At 47.5% G+C, this 26,796-nt stretch carries 23 protein-coding genes, 1 tRNA gene and 1 pseudogene; 11 read left to right on the forward strand and 14 right to left on the reverse strand.

Translation table 11 applies throughout. The features are described 5' to 3' along the window. Positions 1 to 101 precede the first annotated feature (101 nt). The 5 genes and pseudogenes from MIC7113_RS27410 to MIC7113_RS27435 all read right to left on the reverse strand — a co-directional run bounded on the left by MIC7113_RS27410 (position 102) and on the right by MIC7113_RS27435 (position 2,851). Positions 102 to 881 (reverse strand): TrmH family RNA methyltransferase, encoded by a 780-nt coding sequence (locus tag MIC7113_RS27410; protein ID WP_015185455.1) that lies wholly within the window; start codon positions 879 to 881, stop codon positions 102 to 104. After that, positions 878 to 1,288 (reverse strand): hypothetical protein, encoded by a 411-nt coding sequence (locus MIC7113_RS27415; RefSeq protein ID WP_015180238.1) that lies wholly within the window; start codon positions 1,286 to 1,288, stop codon positions 878 to 880. The genes MIC7113_RS27410 and MIC7113_RS27415 overlap by 4 nt, the downstream gene beginning before the upstream one ends. A gap of 79 nt (positions 1,289 to 1,367) precedes the next feature. After that, positions 1,368 to 2,446 (reverse strand): ISKra4-like element ISMic1 family transposase gene (locus MIC7113_RS27420; protein WP_076612115.1). Its coding sequence is split into 2 segments (ribosomal slippage): positions 1,368 to 2,282 and positions 2,285 to 2,446, totalling 1,077 coding nucleotides; the frame shifts between segments, so codons are not numbered across the junction. Between the two features lie 129 nt (positions 2,447 to 2,575). Next, a pseudogene (locus MIC7113_RS36905) lies at positions 2,576 to 2,686 on the reverse strand (TrmH family RNA methyltransferase); the annotation flags it as partial. A gap of 81 nt (positions 2,687 to 2,767) precedes the next feature. Then, positions 2,768 to 2,851, reverse strand: a tRNA-Leu gene (locus tag MIC7113_RS27435). A gap of 172 nt (positions 2,852 to 3,023) precedes the next feature. On the opposite strand from MIC7113_RS27435, the gene murA reads away from it, so the two are divergent. Beyond that, entirely contained in the window at positions 3,024 to 4,454 is a 1,431-nt protein-coding gene (murA, locus tag MIC7113_RS27440; RefSeq protein ID WP_015185457.1) for a UDP-N-acetylglucosamine 1-carboxyvinyltransferase, read from the forward strand. A 248-nt stretch (positions 4,455 to 4,702) separates the two neighbouring features. Here murA and thyD read toward each other — a convergent pair whose 3' ends face one another. After that, entirely contained in the window at positions 4,703 to 5,614 is a 912-nt protein-coding gene (thyD, locus tag MIC7113_RS27445) for a thylakoid membrane protein ThyD (RefSeq protein WP_015185458.1), read from the reverse strand. Positions 5,615 to 5,734: 120 nt separating this feature from the next. Beyond that, positions 5,735 to 7,276: an FAD-dependent oxidoreductase gene (locus MIC7113_RS27450; protein WP_015185459.1), complete on the reverse strand. Its 1,542-nt coding sequence runs from the start codon at positions 7,274 to 7,276 to the stop codon at positions 5,735 to 5,737. Between the two features lie 288 nt (positions 7,277 to 7,564). On the opposite strand from MIC7113_RS27450, the gene MIC7113_RS27455 reads away from it, so the two are divergent. From MIC7113_RS27455 to tnpA, 3 genes are all read left to right on the forward strand, one after another. Further along, positions 7,565 to 8,131, forward strand: coding sequence for a hypothetical protein (locus MIC7113_RS27455; RefSeq protein WP_015185460.1), 567 nt, complete (start codon positions 7,565 to 7,567; stop codon positions 8,129 to 8,131). Between the two features lie 4 nt (positions 8,132 to 8,135). After that, positions 8,136 to 8,831, forward strand: coding sequence for a hypothetical protein (locus tag MIC7113_RS27460; protein WP_015185461.1), 696 nt, complete (start codon positions 8,136 to 8,138; stop codon positions 8,829 to 8,831). Positions 8,832 to 9,512: 681 nt separating this feature from the next. Next, positions 9,513 to 9,920, forward strand: coding sequence for an IS200/IS605 family transposase (gene tnpA, locus MIC7113_RS27470; protein ID WP_015185463.1), 408 nt, complete (start codon positions 9,513 to 9,515; stop codon positions 9,918 to 9,920). 122 nt (positions 9,921 to 10,042) lie between these two features. On the opposite strand, the gene MIC7113_RS27475 is transcribed toward tnpA, so the two are convergent. The 4 genes from MIC7113_RS27475 to MIC7113_RS27490 all read right to left on the reverse strand — a co-directional run bounded on the left by MIC7113_RS27475 (position 10,043) and on the right by MIC7113_RS27490 (position 13,988). Beyond that, on the reverse strand, positions 10,043 to 11,128 hold the full coding sequence (locus MIC7113_RS27475) for a sensor histidine kinase (RefSeq protein ID WP_015185464.1): 1,086 nt from the start codon (positions 11,126 to 11,128) through the stop codon (positions 10,043 to 10,045). An 82-nt stretch (positions 11,129 to 11,210) separates the two neighbouring features. Further along, a complete protein-coding gene (locus MIC7113_RS27480) occupies positions 11,211 to 12,464 on the reverse strand; it encodes a beta-ketoacyl-ACP synthase (RefSeq protein WP_015185465.1) in 1,254 nt (417 codons plus the stop codon). 114 nt (positions 12,465 to 12,578) lie between these two features. Next, on the reverse strand, positions 12,579 to 13,334 hold the full coding sequence (locus MIC7113_RS27485; RefSeq protein ID WP_015185466.1) for a peptidylprolyl isomerase: 756 nt from the start codon (positions 13,332 to 13,334) through the stop codon (positions 12,579 to 12,581). 87 nt (positions 13,335 to 13,421) lie between these two features. Then, complete coding sequence (locus tag MIC7113_RS27490) at positions 13,422 to 13,988, reverse strand: photosystem I assembly protein Ycf4 (RefSeq protein ID WP_015185467.1); 567 nt, start codon at positions 13,986 to 13,988, stop codon at positions 13,422 to 13,424. 416 nt (positions 13,989 to 14,404) lie between these two features. On the opposite strand from MIC7113_RS27490, the gene psbD reads away from it, so the two are divergent. From psbD to MIC7113_RS27515, 5 genes are all read left to right on the forward strand, one after another. Beyond that, positions 14,405 to 15,463 carry a photosystem II D2 protein (photosystem q(a) protein) gene (gene psbD / locus MIC7113_RS27495; RefSeq protein WP_015185257.1) on the forward strand — a complete coding sequence of 353 codons (1,059 nt, stop codon included), beginning with the start codon at positions 14,405 to 14,407 and terminating at the stop codon, positions 15,461 to 15,463. A gap of 90 nt (positions 15,464 to 15,553) precedes the next feature. Next, positions 15,554 to 16,939 (forward strand): photosystem II reaction center protein CP43, encoded by a 1,386-nt coding sequence (psbC, locus tag MIC7113_RS27500; protein WP_015185468.1) that lies wholly within the window; start codon positions 15,554 to 15,556, stop codon positions 16,937 to 16,939. Positions 16,940 to 17,290: 351 nt separating this feature from the next. Next, complete coding sequence (locus MIC7113_RS27505; protein ID WP_015185469.1) at positions 17,291 to 19,330, forward strand: GAF domain-containing protein; 2,040 nt, start codon at positions 17,291 to 17,293, stop codon at positions 19,328 to 19,330. Between the two features lie 228 nt (positions 19,331 to 19,558). Further along, positions 19,559 to 19,960 carry a response regulator gene (locus tag MIC7113_RS27510; protein WP_015185470.1) on the forward strand — a complete coding sequence of 134 codons (402 nt, stop codon included), beginning with the start codon at positions 19,559 to 19,561 and terminating at the stop codon, positions 19,958 to 19,960. Positions 19,961 to 20,026: 66 nt separating this feature from the next. Further along, complete coding sequence (locus MIC7113_RS27515) at positions 20,027 to 20,431, forward strand: response regulator (protein ID WP_015185471.1); 405 nt, start codon at positions 20,027 to 20,029, stop codon at positions 20,429 to 20,431. 63 nt (positions 20,432 to 20,494) lie between these two features. On the opposite strand, the gene MIC7113_RS27520 is transcribed toward MIC7113_RS27515, so the two are convergent. The 3 genes from MIC7113_RS27520 to grxC all read right to left on the reverse strand — a co-directional run bounded on the left by MIC7113_RS27520 (position 20,495) and on the right by grxC (position 22,268). Next, complete coding sequence (locus MIC7113_RS27520) at positions 20,495 to 21,310, reverse strand: lysophospholipid acyltransferase family protein (RefSeq protein ID WP_015185472.1); 816 nt, start codon at positions 21,308 to 21,310, stop codon at positions 20,495 to 20,497. An 88-nt stretch (positions 21,311 to 21,398) separates the two neighbouring features. Continuing rightward, on the reverse strand, positions 21,399 to 21,878 hold the full coding sequence (gene tadA, locus MIC7113_RS27525) for a tRNA adenosine(34) deaminase TadA (protein WP_015185473.1): 480 nt from the start codon (positions 21,876 to 21,878) through the stop codon (positions 21,399 to 21,401). Between the two features lie 75 nt (positions 21,879 to 21,953). Further along, a complete protein-coding gene (gene grxC / locus MIC7113_RS27530; protein ID WP_015185474.1) occupies positions 21,954 to 22,268 on the reverse strand; it encodes a glutaredoxin 3 in 315 nt (104 codons plus the stop codon). Positions 22,269 to 22,399: 131 nt separating this feature from the next. Between grxC and MIC7113_RS27535 the strand changes: the two genes are divergently transcribed. Together MIC7113_RS27535 and MIC7113_RS27540 are read left to right on the forward strand one after the other, a co-directional pair. Continuing rightward, on the forward strand, positions 22,400 to 23,794 hold the full coding sequence (locus MIC7113_RS27535; RefSeq protein WP_015185475.1) for a 3' terminal RNA ribose 2'-O-methyltransferase Hen1: 1,395 nt from the start codon (positions 22,400 to 22,402) through the stop codon (positions 23,792 to 23,794). A gap of 109 nt (positions 23,795 to 23,903) precedes the next feature. Next, positions 23,904 to 26,654 carry a polynucleotide kinase-phosphatase gene (locus MIC7113_RS27540; protein WP_015185476.1) on the forward strand — a complete coding sequence of 917 codons (2,751 nt, stop codon included), beginning with the start codon at positions 23,904 to 23,906 and terminating at the stop codon, positions 26,652 to 26,654. Positions 26,655 to 26,796: the final 142 nt, after the last annotated feature.

Genomic DNA, 26,796 nt, shown 5'->3' on the forward strand with positions numbered 1-26,796 from the left:
TGGTGAGCCAGTTTTCAATTCACTCATTAACCGATCATAAAAATAGCTTGAGCTTTTCAATTTTCGCCGCCAGCCGTTACAGGGGTTACGCAGAACAACCTTCAACCCTTCTTGTGGCGTTGACGTTGGGCTTCGTATAGCATCAAAGCGGCAGCGATCGCCACATTTAAGGACTCGACTCCTGGCATTAGAGGAATTTTGACCTGTCGATCCGCTTGGATAGCTAAGTCCGTTCTCAGTCCAGCCGCCTCATTGCCTAGCAGAATTAGGGTAGGACTACATAAATCAATGTCCCAGTAATTCAATGTGGCATCTGGGAGGGTGGCGACGACTTGTATTCCTTGAGCCTGACATTGGCTAACAACTTGTTGCAAATCAGGACTGACTGTCACAGGCAGCCGGAACCACTGACCCGATGAAGAACGTAACACCTTTGGGTTATCAATGTCCACACTATCCGTACTCAACCACAAGCACTCGGCACCTGCGGCTGCGGCTGTGCGAATAATGGTACCCAGATTACCTGGATCTTGTATCGTCTCTAGAGCCAGACCGATACCCGTTAGGGTCGGCATTCCGGGAGAGACTACGGTGTCAGGCACAAGGCGACGCTGTGCCGTTGCCACAACCCCATCGGGTTGAACTGTTGTGGCGATCGCCTTCAGGACTTCAGGACTCACCAATTCGGCTCGTTGACAGCGCGAAGCCGCATCTTCCCAAAGCGGCTGATGACGTTCTTGCCATTCGGGCGTACAGCAAACCGTGACCAATGGGTAACCTACCGCACAAGCTTCCTCTAATAGGGAGCATCCCAATTGTGCAAAAATAAAGGGACAGCCATTATTCGCGAGTAATAATCGCGAATACTTCGGGAGATTCAATCCTGCGGTTTTTCTTCCTCCTGCTCGGCTCCAGAAGTAATATCCAGCAAGCAATCATCTAGGGAACGGATGAGCTTCTGTATCTCATCGATAACAGAACGCCTAAAAACAGACATGACAGCATCTATATGGTCAGTAGTACCAGCTTTCCCCAGATGCTTGTATTTACTCAACTCTTCGGAGGTCGCGCATGGGAAGTATGGAGTCGGCACTTGTAATTTGTAGTACCAATATTTCTTATTATTTTGCCGAACTTGATAACGCGCTACCCAAGCCCCGGATGGAGCCAGCTCACCCTGTTTTAATATTTGTCTTTGTTGTTTTTCTAACGCTGCTATCGCCTTTTTAATACGCTCAAATCGAGCGAGTTTATCTCGCTCAATATCCTTGGAAGTCTTTCGAGGCATAAAGATAAATCCTAATTATTCGCGATTGTAACTCGCGAAAAAAAGCAGCGTGCTTCTTTTCATACTGTTTTTGGGTTTTTTAAGCGCTTGGAGCAAGCTGTCGATTCAGATAAGCGCACCGCAGTTGCAGCATTTGCGGTAAATTTTGGGACTTCCATTGAGCGCCGACTATTTGTAGCCGCTTGTCTATCTGTTTGACCGCAGACTCTACAGCTCCCGAAGCAATCGAACTTAATTGTTCGGCTTGAAAGTACATATAATTGACTAAGCGATGCCTATGTTTACGTAGATAACTTATAAAGTTAGTAGCCCCGACATAGTTAGTTTTCCGGAGTTTACTAATCGCTTCTTCGACCACTCCTTGCCACAAATCTGCTTCGATTTGTTCTAAAAACTTTTTCGATGCCTGAATTTTATAGAGGTTCTCTTTCAAATGATACCAGTCAAGAATTTCTTGTCGGGTCTGGTCGTCGGCTATTTGTGCAAATAGGTTCCACACCCCATCGTGTCCATCACCCAAGCAATAAATGGTTCGAGCCAGGTTTTGGCTGTTCACCCAATTAATTAGAGAAAAATTATCTTGAAAGAAGGCTCCGTAATATATTCCTTGTAGTCGTCCGGTTTTATACTCCTTCCAGTAGGCGGGTTTACCTTTTTCCTGTGAGCGTAAACGCACTTTCCCACCATCGAGACAAACTTCTGTCAGTTTTTGTTTAATATTAGGTGGCGATAGCTCTACTTTCTGGGCTTGGCGATGATGAGTGCTGTGACCTACTTCTACCCCGGTCAAGACTTTCAGGTCATTCTCTGCATCTTGAAATGATTCATTTGCTGCAAGTAATAAACAGCATTTTTCCAGAAGAGGACTTAACCGTCGATACGGCTCAATTCCTAAACGTGACGCTTGTTTTTGAGTGATTTTTATCCGACCCACACAACTTCTTATCGTTCGGATGCGTCCCGATTCTGTTCCCGTCTTTTCTCCGATAAAAAAAAGGTTATTTGGGGGCTGACATGTTCTAGCACTTGGTCGCGCACCGCTGTTTCAATACCCTCTAACGTCTCAATTTTCTCTTGTGGAGTATTTTTATAGAGAATTTTAGCTATCGCCTTGATATGGTCGGCTAAAAGTTTTTTGTCTTCTGGTGTCATTGTCATAAAGAGGCTCCCTAACTAATTAAATTGTCGCAGTTAGGGCAACATCCGCCTAGTCGGCCTTTATTCGCGAGTAAAAATCGCGAATAAACTTCCCGTTCTCTTGCCTTCTTGCAAAATTGGGATGCTCCCCTCTAATAGATGAGTTCCCTCTAGCAAAAAAAGTTGCTGCTCTCGCCGCCCCTTGGCATGGTGTAGCTTTTTAATTTGCTTGACAAGAGAATTCTGAATACTGGTCAGCATCGTAATTTTAAGATTTTAGACTTGGATTTTAGATGGGTGATCAATCCAAAATCTAAAATTTTGGCATCCAAAATTGGAGGATGCGGAACCCGGGACTTGAACCCGGAAGTCTTTGCAGACACTAGAACCTGAATCTAGCGCGTCTACCAATTCCGCCAGTTCCGCTTGCGTTTTTTCCACGCAGTTTATTATCCTGCCGTAATTTTGAGAGTTTGTCAACTAATTTTTTTCCCAGGTCTTGAAAACAGGGTTAAAGGCAAAACTCGTGGACGATTAAGCTGGCTTTTATGTAGACATTTAAAATCTTTCAGGTAGAATCAGAACCAAATTTTAAAAAATGCAAAGGAATTCCCTGATTCTGGAGGATAGACCCATCAATCACTCTCTCAGCCTGACAGATAGCCACTCTTTACCCGAAGAAGACAAATCCGTGTTACAGATTTGGGGCGGAAATCCCCTACACGGTCATGTCAAAATTAGTGGAGCCAAAAACTCGGCCTTAGCCATCATGGCGGGGGCTATACTTTGTCCTGATGATTGCCGACTGCGTAATGTGCCCTCTCTGGTAGACGTGGCACGAATGAGCCAGATTTTAGCGGCTCTAGGTCTGAAGATAGAACGTAACGGTGACACCCTAGACATTGATGCTCGTCACCTCCAACAGTCCCAAGCGCCTTACGAATTGGTCAGCCAGCTACGAGCTAGTTTCTTTGTGATTGGTCCGGTGCTGGCGCGATTGGGAGCGGCGCGTGTCCCTTTACCAGGGGGTTGTGCCATTGGTGCTAGACCCGTAGACCTCCATGTCCGGGGTTTACAAGCGATGGGAGCAGAGGTACACATCGATCATGGCATGGTTCATGCCTATGTTCCTGGACGAAACCCCAAATTAAAAGGGGCAAAAATTTACCTGGACTACCCCAGTGTGGGAGCCACGGAAACCCTGATGATGGCGGCAACATTAGCCGAAGGCGAAACAACGCTGGAAAACGCCGCCCAGGAGCCAGAAGTTGTAGATTTGGCGAATTTCTGTCGAGCCATGGGAGCCAGGATTCGCGGTGCTGGCACAAACACCATTGTCATTTCCGGTGTTCCCAACTTACACTCGGTGGACTACCCGATTATTCCTGACCGCATTGAGGCAGGAACCTTTTTAGTGGCTGGAGCCATTACCCACTCTGAAATCACCATCTCTCCTGTTGTGCCCGATCATCTTACGGCTGTCATTGCTAAGCTACAAGACATTGGAGCTAAGGTGATTGCCGAGGAACCCAATTGCCTGCGGCTTGTGCCAGGACGACTCCGGGCAACGGATATTGAAACCTTGCCTTATCCAGGCTTTCCGACAGATATGCAAGCGCCGTTTATGGCACTCTTAACCAAGAGTGAAGGAGACAGCGTGATTACCGAAACGGTTTTTGAGAATCGTCTGGGTCATGTTGCTGAGTTAAATCGCATGGGCGCAGATATTCGTGTGAAAGGGAAACATGCCCTAATCCGAGGGGTATCGATGTTATCCGGTGCTCCTGTTGTTGCCACAGACTTACGAGCCTCAGCTGCGTTGGTGATAGCTGCGCTAGCGGCTGATGGAAAAACAACGATTCAGCGCCTGCACCATTTAGATCGGGGTTACTATGACTTGGAAGGGAAATTGCGGCAATTGGGAGCGAAAATTGAGCGCGTGCAGGATAAGACCGATGCAGGGGTTGAAGCCGATCAGACGTTGACGGCTCCAAGCCAGATTCTTACGCCACCGCAGATGCAGTCATAAACTGAGTTCGACTTAAAGAGCAAACGGCTATTGACTCAACGTCAGTCCTCAACTCCAAGTCCTGTCTTTGATTGGCTCTAATCGGCCAGCCACTTTCAGCACTAAAGACTTAGCACTGCATCGATGAAGCGATCGCCGTTTTTTCACTCTCGCGCTCATCACCTCTGGCCTCCAAAAGTGAAAGAGGGGATGAGATAGTGATTCCCTCCCCCAAACTCCAACAAGGGCTAAAATTAATTCAGTCTGTTCTAGCTAGAACTCAAAATTTCTGCCAAAGCTTCCTTGACGATGGGATATTGATATTTAAAACCATAGCTAATGGTTCTTTTGGGAAGTACCTGTTGACCTTCTAAAACAACTTTAGCCCCTTCGCCCAGCAGCGCTTCTAGGGCGAAACTAGGCACTGGCAACCAGGAAGGACGATGGAGAACATCCCCCAGCTTCTCAGAGAGTTCTGACATCCGGACGGGATTGGGTGCAGTGGCATTGAAAACACCCTCCATGTCAGATCGGTTTAAAGCTTCCATAATCAAGTTGACAAGGTCTTCCCGGTGAATCCAAGCAAACCACTGCTGACCTGTACCAATGGGGCCACCCGCAAAGAATTGGAATGGGGGTATCATTTTGGCAAGTGCGCCACCATCTCCTAGGACAATCCCAAACCGGAGAATCACCAGTCGGACACCGGCCTCTTTCACCTTCTGGGCTTCGGCTTCCCAAGCTTGACAGACTTCGGCGAGAAAATCGTTACCCGCAGGACTGGTTTCGTCAAAGGTAGCGGTTTCGCTTGTTCCGTAGTAGCCGATCGCAGAAGCGTTCACTAAGACTTGTGGCTTGGGATTCGCTTGAGCAATGGCTTCTACTATTTTTTGCGTGCCCAACTTGCGGCTGTTGAGAATCTCCTGTTTGTGCTGCGGTGTCCACCGACTCTCTGCGATCGGTTCTCCAGCGAGATGTACTACAGCATCACAACCTGCGATCGCTTTTTGCCAGTCACCGGATTCAGTCGGCGTATAGGCTACAACTTCCAAATTGGGGAACTTGCGTAACGCCGCTTCCCGATTGCGGGTGAATATAAGCGGCTGATGTCCTTGTGCCTGGAGTTGCTCCACAAGGCGACTGCCCACAAATCCAGTTGCTCCAGTAATTGCTACTTTCATGGTTTAGTGATTGCTACTCTGTGTCGATTTCCCGGTTTCGCTGTAAGCCAGTATACAAAACTTAAAACCTCTACAGGAAATATTCTGTTCCGCCTATTTTTTAATGTTTAAGTTTCTCACTCAATGGTCATTCCCAGACCCATAGCGCCATGATTCAATCCAACGGCGGCAGTAATATTGAGGAATTGGTGGTAGTGTTTTTACAGAGCCACTGATGAGCGGCCCTAACGGATATAAGCCGGTATAGATGGCTAGATTAATGTAATGAATCAGCCAATCTAAAAGTGTTATCAGGCCGACTTGAGGAATCACAGGCAATACAAGTCCCGGTTTAGTGAGTGACGTGACTAATAATGTTTTGGATAGTCCTGAAAATTGGACAACGTCTTGTAAGAAGGGGCGCAGTACATCGTCTCCTAGCTGTTCCATTGCCTGAAAGACGCCGGTGAGAAGTTGGTTAATTTGATTGGGAGGTAACTGTTGGTTGATCCCAACGCTCATCGCTCGTTGAAATAACCAGGTGACGGCGATATTCGGTTGATAAGGCTGTAACTGTTTTAAGGCATTTTGGGTTAAAGCATCATATTCCAGGGCTTCATGGATTCCTTCCGTCAGGCGCTTGAGATGTCTCACCATGGAGCCAAACCCACCAAAACTTACAGGAGATTGACCCCCACTGCTATCACCCACGGGTAAAATTCGGCTCCATGGCAGACGAATCGGCGAGTCACGGTAGGCAGGAAAGAAGCCAAACAGCACCCGTTTAAAATCAAGTTGGGATAATTCGACAGCTTGGTATTCTGGCAACAGGCGCAGGTATTCCTCGAATAAAAACTCCAAACTGGGGCGTTCTGGGTGAGCATCCAGATAGGTGAATAAATAAGTGGTTCTACCATCCCGTGCCGGAAATGCTTCCCAAAAATATTGGCATTGATTTTGGATGGGTGTAAAAGAAACGATTAAATCGCCTGTTTCATTTTGAGGAAAGCCTTGAGCGCAACTACCAACAACTAAGCAGACGCCTTCTGGTTTTTCGCCTTGTCGTGCTTGTTTGATAATGGGCGAAAAATGTCCCATCGCGTCGATGAGCAACCGTGTTTTTAATCCACCTGCGGCATCAACAAAAACCCCATCGGGATGAACGACAGCACCCTCGAACGATGTCTTTTCAAACAGTTGTCCCCCTGCTTCTATAAATTTTGACTTGAGGGTATCGAGGAGAAAAATTGGGTCAACTCCTATGTTGAGAACATCCCGTATCCAGAAATCGGGGCCTTGGTGAAAGCTGATGCGAGCCGGGTTATATTCGGTTGCGATCGCTTGTTCTAATTCCGCTTGAGAAAGTAGCTCAAGTTCTAAAAATATTTCTAATTCTTTGCGAGAAATATTCCACTCCTGTTCCCTACCCCGCAAAATTCCTCGTTCAATTAAAGCCACTCTCCAACCTCGTTTTTGCAGGGCTGCGCCGATTAAAATGCCTAATGTGCCACCACAGATAACCACATCCCAATCCACGGTTCCTAAAGCCTCTTGGCTTTCTTTGACCACAAAGGGAATGGGGGCTGTGTCGTCCCGCAACGCTTGCCAAGCTTGATCTGCACTCCGAAGGCGTTCTAGAAGATTGCCGGGTAGCTGAGAGAGAATTTGTTCGGTTTGGCTCATGGCTGTCTCTTTTGGCGGGGATGCTCCCTTTTCATCCTAATGGGCTGGAGCCTGGGGGAGGAAGCCGAACGAGTGAACTCGCGGCTATACAAACAAAGCCTGCCTACGCAGGCTGGAGAGCTCAACAGCAGAGTTGAATCACCTCAGTATTAATGCTGAGACAATTCAGTATTAATACTGAGGTGAGTACTCAAAAAACATTGACATACTCTTAAGAATGGGCTTGCAGTTTTGGGTGTCTACACAAGGAAGGTTATCAGCAAGCCGATTTAAGCTTTGAGAGGTGAAATGAATATAGGTAGAGTTATCTCTAGTTTAGTTGTAGCAGCAGTCTTAATCGCTACAGCAATTGACGCACAGGCTCAAAAGGCTCCAAACCGCCGTTCATCTGGAGTTGCTTCTCTAGGTGAGATGGGATGTCGGAGGATAGGAGGTATGGGTGGGTACAGAACTATAAATGAAGATATCCCTATAGGCCGTGAAATCTTTAGAGCTGTTGCTTATCTAGGCGACGGGAGTTTTTTGGGAACAGGAATTGATAGGGATCATCCTACCAAAGTTGCTTGTCGGCTTGCACCCGTGAACGCAGCTCCTCAATTTAAAACCTTAACCCTTTCGTTTGGACTTAGGGAAGATAGTTCCGCTCTTGATGGTTCTGTAATCGTTCGCCTATCAGTCTACAAAGACGGTAACTTTTACGGCGAGCAAACTGTCAGTAGAGGCGATAAAATTCGCTGGCCTATAGATGTTAGAAATACTCGTAGTCTCGCTTTAGAAACTGAATGTGTCCGACCACGAAAAAACTCTGATAGTTGTCCCCTTATTTGGGTTGTTGAAGATATTTTAAGGAAATAAATCGATGAAGCGCAGAGACTTTATTCAGTATGGTGCCTTGGGTAGTGCTTCCTTTGTTGTTAATCTCGGTCTACACAATCCTAAGCCAGCAGATGCTTTTTTGTTTCTCCTGCTGAGGGGCGCACTCATGGATGCAGCCTTTGGGGCTTTACTTCAAGGTGCTTTTGCTCTAGCCCGTCATGCTTGGGGAAGGCGCAGCCAAGAATGGTATGACAGAAGGTTAGAGGCTCAATTGGCTCAAAGTAAATTTATCGGCAATAGTTTTACTAATGTTGCTGTAGCAGAAGTTAATAGCTTTCAGTATTCTGTTGTTTTGGCGGCTGAACGTAGTGAGCAACTGGGTAAAAATATTGCTTTCGGCTTTCCCCAAATGCGGGACAGTGAACCGAGTGTTGCATCCTTTGCTGGGCCTTCCGCTATTGGTATGGCTATTGCAGCCCAATATATGCGGGAAAATCAAAGGATGAGTCATCAAGAAGTACAAGCAGCAATTCTGCCAACCTATCAAGACTATAACGATTTTACGTCTTGGTCGAAGCCCACAAGCTATACAGCTTATTCCAATATTGCTGGACAAGATGGCGTTTTGATTGAATATCGCCTTGTCAAACCAGGTAAGGGAGGTCATGGAATTATTGATGTTGTTGTTAACGCCAATCGTCGGATTGAGATTCCATCAATTCAGGTTAAATACGCTTAATTTTTTCATATATTGATAGGATTTTATATGTTTAATCGATGGTTAACTCTATCAATTGCATTAATAATTGTACTCTCAGTTTTTGGAGAATCTAGTGAGGCTTATACGCAGCAAGGACAACGAGATATTTTGCCTTTGCCGCTAAATTCACAGATAGCCAAAAGACCACGCATTCGATTACCGCGAAGAAGAGGGTCGCAAATCCGTAACCCACGCAATGTTATTAACCTTAATTTGAATGGCAGAAGGTATAATCCAATACCCAAGCATCAAGGTGGTGGTGCGGGAACACTTATGGATCTCGATGAGCAAACAGCTCAGAGAGTTCTAAAGCGGGGCTTTCCTTTGGGTACCAGAGTGTACAGTTATCACAACAGACGGTTCTATAGATTTGACTACGAGAATCGCACAGATAACGCCAACAATGGTTTTTTTCATGGATATCCTGTCGAGATGAATCAAGTTCCCGCAAACATTAGGAAATTGATGAAAAAATCAGGAATACTCGATTGAGCTATCATCTTGTACCAGACAAGCCGAACGAGTGAACTCGCGACTATACAAACGAAGCCTGCCTACGCAGGCTGAATAATTGTAGCCCGCGTAGAGCCGGAGCTTTAGTGAGGACTTTGCTCGTATAGCCCCACTCTTCAGGGTGCGGGTTTTCTTTACAAGAGGGACATGCATCGAAATTTTACACAGTTGTACCTTCACCTAGTTTGGGGAACTTGGGATAGATTACCCTTAGTAACACCAGACATTCAGGAAGTCATTTATGCCGCAATTGTTAAGCAATGTAGCCAATTAGAATGCACAGTAATTACCATTAGCGGTATGACAGAACACGTTCACCTATTAACTGGTTTTCCGCCCAAGTTGACTATATCCGAACTCGTCGGCAAAGTTAAAGGCAACTCTTCCCATCTAGTCAGCTCTGAAATCAAACCAGGAGAATTTTTCAAATGGCAAGGTGGCTATGGCGCATTTACAGTCAGTGGCAATCAAATTGATCAAATCGCTGATTACATTCGTAACCAAGCGCAGCACCATCGCCAAAAATCCCTCATCTCCGACTGGGAACTCAGCTAAGGAGCGCCCTTTTAACGTCAAGCTTTCTCCCCCTGGCTGATAAACTTGCTAATTCTAGCCTGCGTAGGCAGGCTTCGTTCGTATAGCCCCACCCTTCAGGGTGCGGGCATTCTTTATCCCCTTCACAACGGCAGATTGATGTAAAAAGTCGTTCCTTCCTGGCAACTGGACTCAAAAGAAATCTGCCCCCCATGAGCATCAATAATCGATTTGGCGATCGCGGTTCCCAATCCCGTGCCACTATGTTTCCCATAGGTGACAAATGCCTCAAATAAGCGGTCTTTAATCGCTTCTGGAATGCCTGGGCCGTTATCGCGAATCTTGATATTTACGCCTGACTCGTTCACCCAAGCGGTCAGTTCCACACGCCCCCCACAGCCCTTAAACGCCTCAACCGCATTCCCCACCAAATTTTGTACAACACGCAAGAGTTTGTTTTCATCAACATTCACGACTACGTCTGCTGCTTGAATCACAAACTCAACCTGTGCCTCGTGGAAGTAAACACGATTGAGTTTTTCAAAAAGCTGCAATACCACAGCAAGGTTAATTGGCTGTTTATTTAATACGGAATTGCCCCGCACAAATTCCAAGAATTCTTCTGCCATGGCTGACATTCGATGAGCCTGGGCTTGAATCAAATAGCACCATTCAACGGTCTCTTCATCTGAGTGAAGCTCTTGAATCATGCCACTAGCTAGATTAATCCCACTCAAAGGACTTTTAAAATCATGGATAACCGTGTTCAGCATCTCCCCAAGCAGAACCATTTTTTCTTTGTGAACCACTTGTTTCACATATTCGTCTGTGGAGTCCCTGAGACGTTGAATCATGTAACTAAATAACTTAATGGCTACACTGCCTTTTGTGTTTTCCAAGATTTGCATCAGACCATTACCTGGAATCTTGGCTAAAGTGGCCTCTTGACAAGCAATGGCTTGAGTGCTTCGGGGTTGTCCATCCAAAATTCCAAGTTCCCCGAAAAAACCATTCGGCAGAGCTTTGGTTAGGGTTTGATAGTGATTAGGGCTGATTCGTTTTCTAAACTCCACTTGACCGGCTAAAACCAGGTACAAGAAATCGGCGGGATCGCCTTCATCAAAAATCAGGGTCTGATCAGGTAAGTCTTCGACAATCGCTATGCGGCATAGTTCTGAAGCTTGTTCAGGCTCAAAAAAGGATATAAATTTATGCGATTTCAGTTCCATAGGAGAGAAAACTGCATCGTTAGTCTCACAAATTGCTTGATTTTAGCTTGACATCTGTCGCTCGTCTAAAGATTGCGATGGCTCACGTTGATGCCTGAGCCAAAGCTAGCACCGCATTCTGACCGCCAAATCCAAAACTTAAACATAGCACCTGCCGAATCTGGCTTGGGCGAGGTGTGTTTACGAAATCTAACTCAAAATCGGGTTCCGTCAACCCCACACAAGGGGGTAAAAGTTGATGCTCTAAGGCTTTCAAACAAAAAGCCACGCCTAAGGCTCCAGATGCCCCCAGAGTATGACCTGTTGCTCCTTTGGTCGAACTAACCGGAACCTGCCTTGTAAACACCCTCTGAATCAACTCAGCTTCGTTGTAGTCGTTGAGTTGGGTAGCGGTACCATGAGCGTGAATGTAGTCAATATCCGATGAGGAAAGATGACTCCGTTCTAGACATTGCTGGACAGCGGCGATCGCACTGCGTCGATCTGGATTTGGGGCACTGACATGATAAGCATCACTCGTCAAACCAAACCCCAATAACTTTCCATAAACTCGAGCACCTCGATGGATGACCAAGTCGGCTGACTCTAAGACTAAGACAGCCGCTCCTTCTCCTAAGACTAAACCTTCCCGCCGCTGATCAAAAGGGTAAGCCCCTGTTTGAGCCAGAGCACCCATTTTATCGAATCCGGTCAGAGTGAGTGGAGTGATGGGAGCTTCAACTGCACCCGCAATAACTCGTTGACATTGACCGGTCTGGATCAGTTCCATGCCTTGAGCGATCGCCCAGATTCCTGTCGCACAAGCCGCCATCGGTGCAAGCACCGGCCCTAGTGACCCAACTTGACGAGCGGCTGTAATCGCGGCGCTGTGCGGTAGCGTATCCAACCAATTGTCTAAGTTTAGGATTGGGGATGGGGAAGAAGACGTTGAAAGGGGAACACCCAGGAATGGGGAGAGTTCTTCAAACTCGCCATATCCCTTTGTTTCCCCAGTCAATCTTTGAGTGTCCCCATCTTGTCTTCTCCCCAGTCTTTTGGCGAGTTGCTCCCATGATGCCTGACAGCTACGACTTGAGCCAATCACCACGCCACAGTCGGGCAATGGCAGAGGTAAATCAGCATCCTGAAGGGCATCTGCCACAACCTGCTGCGTGAGCGTTTTGAGGGACGTTACAGTTTGACCGATCAGCGCTAGGGGACGGGAGGGAAACTCTGGAAATAGTTGATGCTGCTGGATGCCAGATTTTCCATGGGTCAGATGCTGCCAGCTAGATTCCAGACTACCTAAAGCTGAGAGCAAACCGATGCCAGTAACGACTACCTCCACCGCAGCCAAAGCTAATTGCTCCCAAGTGTTCCAGCAAACCTCATCAAGTCTAAACTATCGAGGGGATTTTCAGCCAACAGCTTTGAAGGGGTAGAGCGTAGAGTGTGGAGATGGGCGAACCCACTATTTCTTGAGATTTTCGATTCCTTTGGTCACCTTAGCTGACTCAATGCGATCGCCCTGCTGAATCTTGTCCACCACGTTCATTCCATCGGTGACATACCCAAAAACCGCATAGTTCCCATCCAAAAATTGTAGTTCGGCTAGGGAAATATAAAACTGTGACGAAGCCGAGTCCGGGGGAGTTGAGCGAGCCATCGCCACCGCACCACGAGTATGTTTGAGTTGAGGGGGAACAGTAATACCGGCTTTCTCGAACGTTTGGCTATAGATCGGCTCTTGTGCGTCTTTGGGCTTAATCTCCAGAGGGACATAGCGTTCTTGCTTGGTTTGGGGATCGATAAAACCACCTGTTCCCAAGCGTTCTACAGGAAATTTTTCATCTTTCCCTTGAGGATCACCGCCTTGAACAACAAAGGGTTCCGGGTTTCGCACAACCCGGTGAAAAACTAGCCCATTGTAGACGCCTCGCTGGACAAGGTCTACAAAATTTCCTGCTGTAATAGGGGCATTGGTTCCATCAACTTCGATGGTGATCGGTGAGCCTTTTACCTTGAGTACCACTGTGGCCTTTCCGTCCAGTCTTGGCAAATTACTCTGCTGAGAACTGGGTCGCTCAGCCGCTGGAGCAGAGGCTGTTTCAGCGGCTTTTGGGTTACTGGATTTGAGGGGAGTCGCTTCTTGCGTACTACATCCCCCCATCACCAAACCTACAACAATCAAAAGTATCGATAACCAACGCTGGATTTTTATCTGCATGTTTAATTCACCGTTCTTGTAGCCTTAGCTACTGAATCATAGTAAGCAGATCTGTTCCCACTCAACAGCATGAATTACAAAATTGATTTACAAGCCCTCTAGGGGAACTGCCAGAAAACGAGCGATTTCTGCGCCCTGATTTTCCAGTTCAGACAAGGATAGGGGCTGCCCAACGCGAGTCAGAGGAATTTCTCGGCGATCTTTAGCCCGCAGATAAAGCGCTCTCTTTGGGTTAAGACCTTCTTTGATCTCTACTCGAATCGACTGGACATCTTGTAGGCGACAGCTAAACTCGATACGACGGTTCTTCCCAGGAAATCCCCAGCGAAAAATTTTCACCATACCAGTTTCTTTGCTGAATTCATTGTAACCGCCCCCAACGTCCAACAAAATAACCAGCCACAGGTAAAGGGCTAAGAGCAGACCTGCAAGGCCATAGAACCCCATCGCCGCCCCCTGAGGGATAAATATTAACTGAGTCGCATCTCCAACGGGAAGCAGATTCACCTTGGTGTAACTTGAGAGCGCTGCCAAGAAAAAGCCTGTTGCTCCCACAGAAACAATGATTGCCCACCAGTAGTTACTGAATCGGCGAGATCCTAAAATCGGCTGACTAATGACGCGATTCTCGCGCTGGGTTGTTTGTGCTGTCATGGAACAATCCGGCCCCCTCTATCTCACGATTTGCATAACACACTCTGCCATTACTATGGCATTTTTAGCAAAGACAGAGCGGACTTCCAGAAATTCTGAGGACGTATGTGTCAATTTGTAAAAAATTTGATATCCATTATGATTAGAAAGTAAACGCTACAAGCCTTACCTCCTTTACAGGAGATCGGGGTAGCGGCGTAAAAATGTGATAAGTTAAGAAACATTAAACAGCCACGAGCTAATAGTCTAGTGAGTGGTAGTGGGTACCTGACACATCCTTTCTGAGAGAAGTTAGCCTGACAGGCTAGCCTCGCAGGAACTTCACGCTGATCTAGCGGTGGAGATGTCAACAACCCTACGCGAAAGCGTCAAACTGGAATCCTTGCTTTCTCATTAATGTCAGAGGATTTGAAACTATGACAATAGCAGTCGGACGCGCGGCAAGTACGAGAGGATGGTTTGACGTCCTCGACGACTGGCTAAAGCGCGATCGCTTCGTTTTCGTCGGCTGGTCCGGCCTGCTGCTGTTCCCCTGCGCTTACCTAGCGCTAGGCGGCTGGCTGACCGGCACCACCTTTGTCACCTCGTGGTACACCCACGGATTGGCCTCTTCTTACCTAGAAGGCTGTAACTTCCTGACCGCCGCCGTATCAACGCCTGCCGACAGCATGGGACACTCCCTGCTGTTGTTGTGGGGACCCGAAGCCCAAGGCAACTTCATCCGTTGGTGCCAAATCGGCGGGTTGTGGCCCTTTGTCGCCCTGCACGGAGCCTTCGGTTTAATCGGGTTCATGCTCCGGCAATTTGAAATCTCACGGTTGGTGGGGATTCGTCCTTACAACGCCATTGCGTTCTCTGCACCGATTGCCGTATTCGTCAGCGTGTTTTTGATGTACCCCTTGGGACAGTCAAGCTGGTTCTTTGCTCCCAGCTTTGGAGTGGCGGGAATTTTCCGCTTCATCCTGTTCGTACAAGGGTTCCACAACTTCACCCTCAACCCCTTCCACATGATGGGAGTGGCGGGTGTATTAGGTGGAGCGCTGCTGTGCGCCATCCACGGGGCAACCGTAGAGAACACCCTGTTTGAAGACGGGGACAAAGCCAACACCTTCCGGGCGTTCAACCCCACCCAAGCGGAAGAGACCTATTCCATGGTCACCGCTAACCGCTTCTGGTCGCAAATCTTCGGAATTGCCTTCTCCAACAAGCGCTGGTTGCACTTCTTCATGCTGTTCGTGCCCGTGACGGGATTGTGGATGGCCTCGATTGGGATTATTGGCTTAGCGCTGAACCTTCGGGCTTATGACTTCGTCTCTCAAGAGTTACGAGCCGCCGAAGACCCAGAGTTTGAAACGTTCTACACCAAAAACATTCTGTTGAACGAAGGTCTACGGGCTTGGATGGCTCCTCAAGACCAACCCCACGAGCACTTTGAGTTCCCTGAGGAAGTTCTTCCTCGCGGTAATGCTCTGTAAAACAATATTAAGGATGAGTGCTGAATTCTCACTCTTCAGCATTCATCACTCCTGGTTTATCATCCATCATTTTGAAAGAGGTACTACCCAGTGGTAACACTCTCTAGTAATTCAATCGTTGCGGGAAATCGTGACCAAGAATCATCAGGTTTTGCCTGGTGGGCTGGTAATGCCCGTCTGATCAACCTCTCCGGTAAATTGTTGGGTGCTCACGTTGCCCACTCTGGACTCATTGTCTTCTGGGCTGGAGCTATGACCTTGTTTGAGGTCGCTCACTTTGTACCCGAAAAGCCCATGTACGAACAGGGCTTAATCTTACTGCCTCACCTAGCCACTCTGGGCTGGGGTGTTGGCCCTGGTGGTGAAGTTATCGATACCTTCCCCTACTTTGTGGTCGGTGTGCTGCACCTCATCTCCTCTGCCGTTTTAGGCTTAGGCGGTATCTATCACGCTGTTCGTGGCCCAGAAACCTTAGAAGAGTACTCCTCCTTCTTTGGTTATGACTGGAAAGACAAGAACAAGATGACCACCATCTTGGGCTTCCACCTGATCATGTTGGGATTGGGTGCCCTGCTGTTGGTCGCCAAGGCGATGTTCTTTGGTGGTGTGTATGACACTTGGGCACCCGGTGGTGGTGACGTGCGTGTCATTACTAACCCGACTCTGAACCCAGCCATTATCTTCGGTTACCTGCTGAAGGCTCCCTTCGGTGGCGAAGGCTGGATTATCAGCGTCAACAACATGGAAGACATCATCGGCGGTCATATTTGGGTCGGCTTGGTCTGTATCGCTGGTGGCATTTGGCACATCCTGACTAAGCCGTTTGCTTGGTCTCGTCGCGCCTCCATCTGGTCTGGAGAAGCTTACCTCTCCTACAGCTTGGGCGCTTTGTCCATGATGGGTTTCATTGCCGCTTGCTTTGTCTGGTTTAACAATACCGCTTACCCCAGCGAATTCTACGGCCCCACTGGTCCTGAGGCTTCTCAAGCTCAAGCCTTAACTTTCTTGATTCGTGACCAACGCTTAGGTGCTAACGTCGGTTCTGCTCAAGGCCCCACGGGTCTGGGTAAATATCTGATGCGCTCTCCCACTGGCGAAATCATCTTCGGTGGTGAAACAATGCGCTTCTGGGATTTCCAAGGCCCCTGGTTAGAGCCTTTGCGTGGACCCAACGGTCTTGACCTGAACAAGATCAACAATGATATTCAGCCTTGGCAAGCTCGCCGTGCGGCTGAGTACATGACACATGCTCCTCTGGGTTCTTTGAACTCCGTGGGTGGTGTGGCTACGGAGATCAACTCCTTTAACTATGTGTCTCCGCGTTCTTGGTTGGCTTGTTTCCACTTTGTCATGGGCTTCTTCTTCCTTGTCGGTCACCTGTGGCACGCGGGTCGCGCCCGTGCGGCAGTGGCTGGATTTGAGAAAGGAATCGACCGTGCTACTGAGCCGGTGATGTCCATGCCCGACCTTGACTAGGTTGCTGGATTTTCTTAAAAGCTAAAGCTGAGATATTGGAAAAGCTCCTGTTTATGCAGGAGCTTTTTTTGTTAAACTGAACCCCTCTTAGCCCAAGCAGAACTGATACGAAGTTGCAGTCAAAGATAGTAGATAGGGGGACAAGGAGGACAAGGGGGACAAGGGGGACAAGGGGGAGAGAAAGTACATCGTCTGAACGCAACTCGGTATGAAAAGAAATTGCTCCCCTTGTAAAGGTGAAACCCTAAAAAATTTACAAAAATTATTTTTATTCTTAAATCCTAAAATATATCATCAAGAATCATTATCTTGAAGTTAACTAAAATACTAATTTAATAACAAAAAATAGAAATGAGTCCTCCGAAAAAAACCAAGAGCATGTCGGACTTTCTGGCTTATGGGGGATTGTTACATGGCATAACGAGTCGCATTCGTCAGTCACTGGAATTGCAGGAAATCTTGACAGCGACGGTTACAGAAGTACGTTCTTTTTTGCAAACAGACCGGGTCAAAGTCTATCGGTTTCATCCGGATGAAAGTGGTCAGGTTGTTGCGGAGTCGATCGCGATTGATCGATTACCGTCTCTACTGGGACTGAACTTTCCCGCAGGAGATATTCCCCCCCAGGCGCGTGAAATGTTTGTGAAAGCACATCAACGGTCTATTGTCGATGTGGCAGCTCAGCAAATCATTTTAAGTAGCAATGCAGCTCCTCGATCAATTGTGGATCTTTCGTTGGAGGACATCCGCCTACAACCGATCGGTGATATTCTTCAGCGTCCGGTAGACTCCTGCCATCTGGATTATCTGACCGCCATGGGGGTACTCTCTTCCCTGGTAGTGCCCATCCTCCATCAAGAGCATCTCTGGGGCTTGTTAGTCTCTCATCACTCCCAGCCACGAGCTTTTAAGGAAGAAGAACTTCAGCTTGTTCAGCTCATCGCCGATCAACTGTCAATTGCGATCGCTCAATCCGAACTCCTCACTCAAGCCCGAAAGCAAGTCCGTCGGGAAACCCTAATCAATCAGATCACCCATCTGCTGCACTCACCCCGTAACATGCCAGAAATCCTGCAACTTGTCTTAGAACAAATTGTCAGGGCGGCTTCGGGTTCCGGTGGCAGACTTTACCTGAGCGAAACCGATAAAAACGTCAGAACTCTCTATACCTGCGGTACGCAGCCTGCACTCTCAACACAAGAGCAACCAGCCTTGCTCGAAGAAAACTCCTTCTGGCAACCACTGATGCAGCCGGAAACTCAACCGTCCCAAGGTGGTGATTCCCTCCATCTACAGATTATCCCCGACCTCTACGAAGACCCTCAACTGGAATCTTTAACCCAGGCATTTCGACCGACCCCGATCCGAGGGCTGCTGGTGATGCCTCTCTATCATGGTTCAGAGTCCCTAGGTTGCCTCACAATCTTCCGGAATGCCATCGAAATCGAAACCTTGTGGGCAGGATATTGGGATAAAGATCAGCGCCAGCAGCGACCTCGCGCATCCTTTGAAGTTTGGCGAGAATATCAAAAGAGCCAACCTCCCCAATGGACTCGTGAAGACATTGAGTTGATTGAGTCGCTCTCGCTTCACCTCGCCATGGCAATCATGCAAAATCGCCTATATCAACTTGAACGGCATAATCTAGAACTAAATATCGCTCGTGTTGTTGCGGAGGAATCAAGTCGTTTAAAATCCAGCTTTCTCGCCTCAACCAGTCACGAATTGCGAACTCCTCTAGCCTCTACACTCAACTGTTTACAAATCCTGAGAAAAGGGTTTTATAAGAATACGGAAGAGTTAAATAAATACATCCAATTGGCAGAGAAATCTGTTAGAAACATCATCGATATGATTAACGATGTTTTGGACATTACTAAGATTGAGGCAGGTAGTATGGCGGTTGAATTGGAACCTGTCAATCTTGGGTCTCTGTTGGAAGAATTACGCGACCTCTTCAGCCTGGAAAGTCAACGCAAGGCTGTAACCTTGATGATTGAGTGTGAAGTGAATCGCGTTTATACGGATAAATGTAAACTTAGGCAGGTTTTGACCAACCTCCTTTCTAATGCTTTCAAATTCACTGAAACGGGTTCAGTCCGCATTAAGATTATCAAACAAGAGGAGCCGCCCAACATTGAAATTACGGTGGTGGATACTGGAATCGGGATCGAAATCAGTCAAAGGGAACTGTTACTAGAACCATTCGTTCAGGAAGATGGTTCTATCAAACGACGTTATGGCGGTACGGGTCTGGGTCTTGCAATTTGCAAAAGATTGGTAGAACTAATGGGTGGCAAAATTCACTTGGATAGCCCCGGCAAAAATCAGGGCACAACAGTAACCGTTACACTGCCTGACTCGACCCACTCCCTAAAAGATCAGACTTAAGGATAACAATGGGAAATTAACACGATGAAGCAGCGATAGTTCATCATTCATCCGAAATTATTGCCTCCCAAAATAATACGAAGTTACGTTCAAACAGGATAGATCAGAAACATCAGGGGAGCAGCGACAGAACTCATACGAGGACGGGGAATCAGGACAAAAGTCTGCTCTCTTTGAGAGCAATTTGATCTAAACCCGTTTCCCTAATGATTTAGAAGGAGGTGTGGCTTGAATATTCTTCTTGTCGATGACGATACTCTGCTTGCCGAGACTACCGCTACACTGATTCAATGTACCGGCGATTATCACGTCTACATTACAGATGAACCCACGGAAGTTTTCCGGCAGTGCCAATCCGGAAATGTAGACGTAGTGATTATGGATGTTAATTTGCCTGGGGCAAAGTGGGAAGGTCAATCCGTCAGTGGAGCTGACTTGTCACGCTTGCTTAAAACTCAACCGCAAACGAATCACATTCCCATCATTTTGGTGACAGCCTATGCTTTGGTGAATGAACAGCAGTACCTACTAAAAACATCACAAGCGGATAGTTTTTATGCTAAACCCATTTTGGATTTTGATTCCTTTTTAGAAGAACTGAATCACATTGTAAAACAATATAAAATATAGGGAATCTATAAGGTTGCAATTCTTGGACACTCAAGAATTTCTGTAACTTATTAAAAGGATAGATAAATGTATAATTTGGCTATATTAGATGACAATAGCGGCTTTTGCCAAGTTATGGAATGCTTCTTAAGCAACTATTTTCAAGTCTCTACTTTTACGGATACGCAAATTTTCTTAGAAGGGATAAAATCTCAGGTATATGATTTAGTTCTGATCGATCTCAGTATTATCCCTGATCCGGAGATGAAAATTCACAATGGTTGTGAATTAATTAGATATTTAAAAACAACTATGAATCAACCTCCTGTACTTGTTTTATTTACAGGATGGATTTCTAGAAACCCGTTGGAAGAAGGTAGACAAATCTGTCCTTTAGCGGATGGGTTTTTAGCCAAAGATTCTGACATCGAAGAAATGTTGCAGGAAATTAATCGGCTTCTGGCTTCTAAACAACTTAACAAAACCGACTGAGTTTTGCTATCAACACATACATTTTATTGTAAGAGTTTTTTGATTAAGCTCCTTCTCATATTCTTAAGGGGTTGGGACTGGCAGCAAATCGGTTAACACATTCTCTTCATCCAGATTTTTCATCGCCATTTCCAAGTCATGGGTTAATTTTTCGGCGCTTTTTTTAGTGGATTGAGTGCAATAATTCGCCACCTTTAAAGGCTTTCCAATCGTCACGGTGGCATCACAGCGCCAGTGGGGGATGGGATTGCTATAACGAATGCTAATCGGTACGATGACCAAATTCTCACCCAATTTACTCGCCTCCGCTTGTAGGGCAATACGAGCCATACCGGGTTTAAGGGGTTGAACGTGACCATCCCTAAAGATATTCCCTTCCGGAAAGATGACCAAGGGTTCACCCTGGCGCAGGAGTTCAATGCTGTGACGGAAACTGCCCACTCCTGGATGCCGAGTATTTACAGGAAATCCCCCCATACGCCGGATAAACCAACCTTGTATCCCTTTGATTTCATCTTCTGAAACCATGTAGCGTAAATCTCGTCCAGTGACATGTTTTCCTGCTGCATAGGGGATGAGCAATGCATCCCAACGAGAGCGATGGGTAGGAGCTAATATAACCGGGCCTGTGGTAGGGAGGTTTTCTTGTCCCGTCACTTTCAGATGACGGAAGTAAAGCGGCATGAGAATCCGACGAGCCAAGGGGTAGAGGATCAGGGTTAACCAGTGGCAAACGCGGGAATTAACAGGAGAAGTTACAGGAGTTGCTTTTGCCGGAGTCAACTTCTCGCCAGTGTATTCTACCGGTTGGGTCATGACTGGAGTGCGTTCGCAGGAGTGGAGTTGAATCATCAGGTTTAATGCATCCTTAATCTTCATTCTTACCTTAGAGTTTGCAGCCAACTCCTGTCTCCTACTTAGGGGACACTTCTGTTGCTGTCATGAGTAAGATTGTGTGATGCGATATTTATCGGTGACGCCGATGAGCAAACCAAGATTGCAACTGCTGACGACAGGCTGATTCCATAATTCCAGCAATGACAGGCAATCGATGATTTGAGCAGGAACTGTCAGGAATATTAGCCACTGTACGGATTGTGCCAGTTTTGGGATCGTCCACTCCATAGACCAGCAAACCCAGCCGCGCTAAAACAATCGCACCGGCACACATGGGACAAGGTTCTAGAGTAACGTAGAGAGTGCAACTATTGAGGTGCCAGGTTTGTAGGGCTTGCCCCGCCGCCCTCAGTGCGAGAATTTCAGCATGAGCGGTTGGGTCTTTATCACGCTCCCGGCGATTTTCGGCTGCCGCAATTAGGTGATGATTGGCGTCAACAATCACGGCACCAACTGGCACTTCTCCTGCATCCCCGGCTGACTGGGCGAGTGCGATCGCACGGCTCATCCAGTGGCGATGAGCGAGATATACTGGGTCTTCAATTGTCATAAATCCTCGTTACTCTCAGACTGGAAGTCTGGAGCTATATAAACGAAGTCCGCCTGCGCGGACTAACTACTCGCTCTATACAGCAGGCTGTACTAGGAGGGGGTCTAATTGACCCTTTGAGTCTAAGGCATGGAGGTCATCACAGCCACCAACGTGCTGGTCGTTGATGAAAATTTGTGGCACACTTCGCCGTCCATTAGCGCGTTCAGCCATTTTGCTTCTAGCCGCTTCGTCACCGTCGATTTTGTACTCTGTGTAGTTGACACCTTTCCACCACAACAGCATCTTGGCGCGGATACAAAACGGGCAGGTTTGCCAGGTATAGATTTCAACATTGGCTTTGATTCGTTCTGGGTGTCGTCCTAAAAGAGGATTGAGAAAGTCAAGCATTTTCTAAAATTGGGGATTTTATTGACTGTCTTTAGCCTAAAACAATTACTTTATCCCTAATGTATTATTAATGTAGTATCTTGGGTCTGGCAGAATCACTGATACCAGGCATTTATAAGCTTGTAGAGAAAATGCTGCTGACGATTACAACCACTTATTCACCAGCAACCGCTCTGGGCTATCTGCTGCACAAACACCCGGAGCGTTTCCAATCGTTTGACTTATCCTTTGGCAAAGCTAGTGTTTTCTATCCAGAAGCTAGTCTAGAGCGTTGCACAGCCGCCCTGTTGTTAGATGTTGACCCAGTGGGGTTGGTGCGAAAGCAACGAGGGCCAGGGTATCAGTTAGAGCAATACGTTAATGACCGTCCCTATGTTGCTTCATCGTTTTTAAGTGTAGCGATCGCCCAAGTCTTTGGCAGTGCCCTCGCTGGACGCTGCAAAGACCAACCCGAACTGGCACAAACCCCCCTCCCTCTCATCGCCAAACTTTCTGTTTTGTCCTGCAAAAGCGGTGAAGCCTTTTTAGGACGGCTGTTTGAACCACTGGGTTACACCGTCACCGCTGAGGTTCAAGCCTTGGATGAACAATTTCCTGAGTGGGGAAACAGTCCTTACTTTACTGTCGAACTCCAAGGCACAGTCCGCTTGCAGGACTTGTTGTCCCATCTCTACGTCCTCATCCCAGTCTTGGATGACGAAAAACACTACTGGGTAGGAGATGACGAAGTCGATAAACTCCTGCGCCACGGCGAAGGTTGGTTAGCAACCCATCCAGAACAGCAACAGATTGCCAAGCGTTACCTCAAACGGCAAGGACGTTTAGTACGAACTGCAATAGCACAATTAGTTGAAGAAGACAACCCAAACCCCGATGATACTCAAGCTGATCATGAGCTTGAAGAAGCAGCCGTTGAGAAACCGATTAGCCTCAATCAACAGCGCTTAGAAGCAGTTCTGGCAGTACTCAAAACTTGTGGGGCGAGACGAGTTCTCGACTTGGGTTGTGGTGAGGGGCGTCTTTTGAAAGAACTGCTGCAAGACAAGACATTTGAGGAAATCGTGGGAGTGGATGTATCTTACCGTGCCTTGGAAATTGCCCAAGAACGACTGCACTTAGACTGGTTGACCGAACAGCAGCGACAGCGCATTAAGTTAATCCAAGGCTCGCTAACCTACCGAGACCAGCGCCTGAGTGGATATGATGCGGCTACGGTTGTAGAGGTGATCGAGCATTTAGATCCGCCACGTTTAGCTGGATTTGAGCGAGTACTATTCGAGTTTGCTAGACCCACCACTGTTGTCGTGACGACGCCAAATGTCGAGTACAACGTCAAGTTTGAAAATCTCCCGGCTGGGAAACTTCGACATAAAGACCATCGCTTCGAGTGGACACGCAAAGAGTTTCAGGCATGGGCGAACCGAGTAGCAGAACGCTTTGGTTATTCGGTGCAGTTTCTATCAGTGGGTTCAGCAGATGTAGATGTAGGCACACCAACGCAGATGGGGGTGTTTACCCTTGCCTAAGAACTCTTATTCCTTACTTTGCCAAAAATCGTGCCAACAAAGGTAAAGCGATAGAAGTCAAGCCAACTAGCAGCCAGAACGCAGCGTTTATTCCCTTCGTAAAAGCCAGATGAACATCCTTGAAATCCCAGAACTATCCCTAGTCGTCCTAATCGGCGCATCCGGTTCCGGTAAGTCTAGCTTTGCTCGTAAACACTTCAAGGTGACTGAGGTTTTGTCATCAGATTTTTGCCGAGGCATCGTGTCTGATGACGAAAACGATCAATCCGCAACTAAAGATGCTTTTGAGGTACTGCACTATATCGCTGCTAAACGGTTAGCGGCTGGGAAACTGACGGTGATTGATGCCACGAATGTACAGCCAGAAGACCGGAAACCGCTGGTGAAATTAGCGCGTGAGTATCATTGTCTACCTGTTGCAATTGTTCTCAACTTACCAGAGCAACTGTGTCACGACCGCAATTGTGCTCGTCCTGATCGCAATTTTGGTTCTCACGTCGTCCGCAGGCAAAGCCAGAATCTCAAGCGATCGCTTCGCAGTCTGCAACGCGAAGGTTTCCGGCATATTCACATTCTCAATTCATTAGAAGACGTTGAAGCCGCCGTCATCAAGCGTCAGCCACTTTGGAATAACCGCAAGCACGAACATGGCCCCTTCGACATCATCGGAGATATTCACGGCTGTTGCGATGAACTCGAAGCACTCTTACAACAGCTAGGGTACGAAAGAAACCTAACTTCCCACCCCTCTCGTTCTCCCCTAAAACGGGAGAGGACAGAGGACGAAGCCTTTTTTTCACGGAAGGGGGAGAATGACTCCCCTCTCCTTGTAGGAGAGGAGTCGGGGGAAAGGTCAAAACCAGGGGCAATCAGGGCACCTTCCCTTTGGGGTAACACTATTTACAGCCATCCCCAAGGTAGAAAAGCAATTTTCCTGGGCGATTTGGTAGATCGTGGACCTCGCATTCTCGATACCCTCAAGCTTGTACACAACATGGTTGAGGCAGGCACAGCTTTGTGCGTTCCCGGCAACCACGACATCAAGCTAATGCGTAAGCTGTGGGGTAAGAATATAAAAATTACCCACGGGCTAGATAAAAGTCTCGCAGAAATCGATGCCTTGCCAGAGGATGTGCGAGAACTGTTCTCAAAAGAAATCGCTAATTTCCTAGATTCTCTCGTCAGTCACTACGTTCTCGACGATGGTAATCTCGTTGTCTCCCATGCAGGCATGAAAGAGGCACTGCAAGGACGAGGTTCTGGCAAGGTTAGGGATTTTGCCTTGTATGGTGAAACGACGGGTGAAACCGATGAGTTTGGTTTACCCGTCCGCTATAACTGGGCGGCGGAATATCGGGGTAAGGCAATGGTAGCTTATGGACATACACCAGTCCCTGAACCCGAATGGCTCAATGGCACAATCGACATTGACACGGGTTGCGTTTATGGAGGTAAGCTGACGGCACTGCGCTACCCAGAAAAGGAATTCCTGTCAGTTCTTGCTGCCAAGGTTTACTGTGAATCAGCAAAGCCTTTTGTGCCCGATGTCGGGGCAATCACGGGGGACGGGGCAACCACGGGCGGTTTGCCCCTACTGAGTGTGCAGCAACAACTGGATGATGTTCTAGATATAGCTGATGTCTTAGGTAAGCGCCTGATTACGACTCAGTTGCACCATAATGTGACGATTCGGGAAGAAAATGCTATCGCGGCTTTGGAAGTCATGAGTCGTTTTGCCGCTAATCCGAAATGGCTGATCTACCTACCCCCCACGATGTCCCCTTGTGAAACTTCAATGCTGCCGGAATTATTGGAACATCCAGCAGAAGCTTTTTCCTATTACCGCAATCAAGGTGTTACCCAAGTAATTTGTGAAGAAAAGCACATGGGTTCGCGGGCAGTGGTTATTGTTTGCCGTAATGAGGATGTTGCAAGGAGTCGCTTTGGTGTGGTTGATGAGGGAATTGGCATCTGCTACACCCGCACCGGACGGCGTTTCTTTGAAAACTCAAGCTTGGAAATCCAACTATTAGAAAGACTGCAAGCGGCGTTGACAACAACTAGCTTTTGGGATGAATTTAATACGGATTGGGTATGTTTAGATTGTGAATTAATGCCTTGGTCAGCTAAAGCCCAAGAATTGCTGCGACGACAATATGCGGCGGTTGGTGCTAGTTCTAATGCGGCATTACCGGAAGCTGTAACAATGTTGGAACAAGCGGCAGGGCGAGGAATTGATGTCGGTTCTATGTTGTCTCGCTACAAAAAGCGATCGCACTCTTGCGTGGAATACGTCAATGCCTACCGACGTTATTGCTGGCAAGTTGACTCGGTGAATGACCTCAAGCTTGCTCCATTCCACATCCTGGCGACAGAAGGAGCTATTCATATTGACAAAAATCACCTTTGGCACATGGATGCGATCGCCAAGATCTGCCAGTCAGACACCGCCTTGTTCCAAGTGACAGCCTACCAAGGGGTAAATGTCAACGAAAAAGCTAGTCAGGAAGCTGGCATTCAGTGGTGGGAGGAACTCACCCGTCGTGGTGGCGAAGGAATGGTAGTCAAGCCGTTAGATTTTGTGGTGAAAGGGCAGCGGGGGTTAGTGCAGCCAGCAGTGAAGTGTCGCGGACGAGAATATCTGCGGATTATTTACGGACCCGAATACACAGCGCCAGAGAATTTGGAACGGCTGCGACAGCGCGGGTTGTCTAGAAAGCGTTCTCTCGCCCTCAGGGAGTTTGCTCTTGGCATTGAGGCATTGGAACGTTTTGTTGCTAAAGAACCACTTCGCCGTGTTCATGAATGTGTCTTCGGCATTTTGGCGCTAGAAAGCGAACCCATCGACCCGCGTTTGTAAGCCTAACCGGAAGATATACGATTTGATCAAATCCCGCCCGACTTGAATTAAGTACCTTCGTACATTTATCCACTTACAATCCCTATTGTCATGGTCATACACGTCTTACATAAGAACGCTCGTCGATTGGCTAAAACTTAGA

Source organism: Allocoleopsis franciscana PCC 7113 (assembly GCF_000317515.1).
GTDB lineage: Bacteria > Cyanobacteriota > Cyanobacteriia > Cyanobacteriales > Coleofasciculaceae > Allocoleopsis > Allocoleopsis franciscana.

Coding starts and splice junctions, on each gene's coding strand:
- MIC7113_RS27415 (WP_015180238.1), bottom strand. CDS start 1,288: ATGCCTCGAAAGACTTCCAAGGATATTGAGCGAGATAAACTCGCTCGA.
- murA (WP_015185457.1), top strand. CDS start 3,024: ATGCAAAGGAATTCCCTGATTCTGGAGGATAGACCCATCAATCACTCT.
- thyD (WP_015185458.1), bottom strand. CDS start 5,614: ATGAAAGTAGCAATTACTGGAGCAACTGGATTTGTGGGCAGTCGCCTT.
- MIC7113_RS27450 (WP_015185459.1), bottom strand. CDS start 7,276: ATGAGCCAAACCGAACAAATTCTCTCTCAGCTACCCGGCAATCTTCTA.
- MIC7113_RS27455 (WP_015185460.1), top strand. CDS start 7,565: ATGAATATAGGTAGAGTTATCTCTAGTTTAGTTGTAGCAGCAGTCTTA.
- MIC7113_RS27460 (WP_015185461.1), top strand. CDS start 8,136: ATGAAGCGCAGAGACTTTATTCAGTATGGTGCCTTGGGTAGTGCTTCC.
- tnpA (WP_015185463.1), top strand. CDS start 9,513: ATGCATCGAAATTTTACACAGTTGTACCTTCACCTAGTTTGGGGAACT.
- MIC7113_RS27475 (WP_015185464.1), bottom strand. CDS start 11,128: ATGGAACTGAAATCGCATAAATTTATATCCTTTTTTGAGCCTGAACAA.
- MIC7113_RS27485 (WP_015185466.1), bottom strand. CDS start 13,334: ATGCAGATAAAAATCCAGCGTTGGTTATCGATACTTTTGATTGTTGTA.
- MIC7113_RS27490 (WP_015185467.1), bottom strand. CDS start 13,988: ATGACAGCACAAACAACCCAGCGCGAGAATCGCGTCATTAGTCAGCCG.
- psbD (WP_015185257.1), top strand. CDS start 14,405: ATGACAATAGCAGTCGGACGCGCGGCAAGTACGAGAGGATGGTTTGAC.
- MIC7113_RS27505 (WP_015185469.1), top strand. CDS start 17,291: ATGAGTCCTCCGAAAAAAACCAAGAGCATGTCGGACTTTCTGGCTTAT.
- MIC7113_RS27515 (WP_015185471.1), top strand. CDS start 20,027: ATGTATAATTTGGCTATATTAGATGACAATAGCGGCTTTTGCCAAGTT.
- MIC7113_RS27520 (WP_015185472.1), bottom strand. CDS start 21,310: ATGAAGATTAAGGATGCATTAAACCTGATGATTCAACTCCACTCCTGC.
- tadA (WP_015185473.1), bottom strand. CDS start 21,878: ATGACAATTGAAGACCCAGTATATCTCGCTCATCGCCACTGGATGAGC.
- grxC (WP_015185474.1), bottom strand. CDS start 22,268: ATGCTTGACTTTCTCAATCCTCTTTTAGGACGACACCCAGAACGAATC.
- MIC7113_RS27535 (WP_015185475.1), top strand. CDS start 22,400: ATGCTGCTGACGATTACAACCACTTATTCACCAGCAACCGCTCTGGGC.
- MIC7113_RS27540 (WP_015185476.1), top strand. CDS start 23,904: ATGAACATCCTTGAAATCCCAGAACTATCCCTAGTCGTCCTAATCGGC.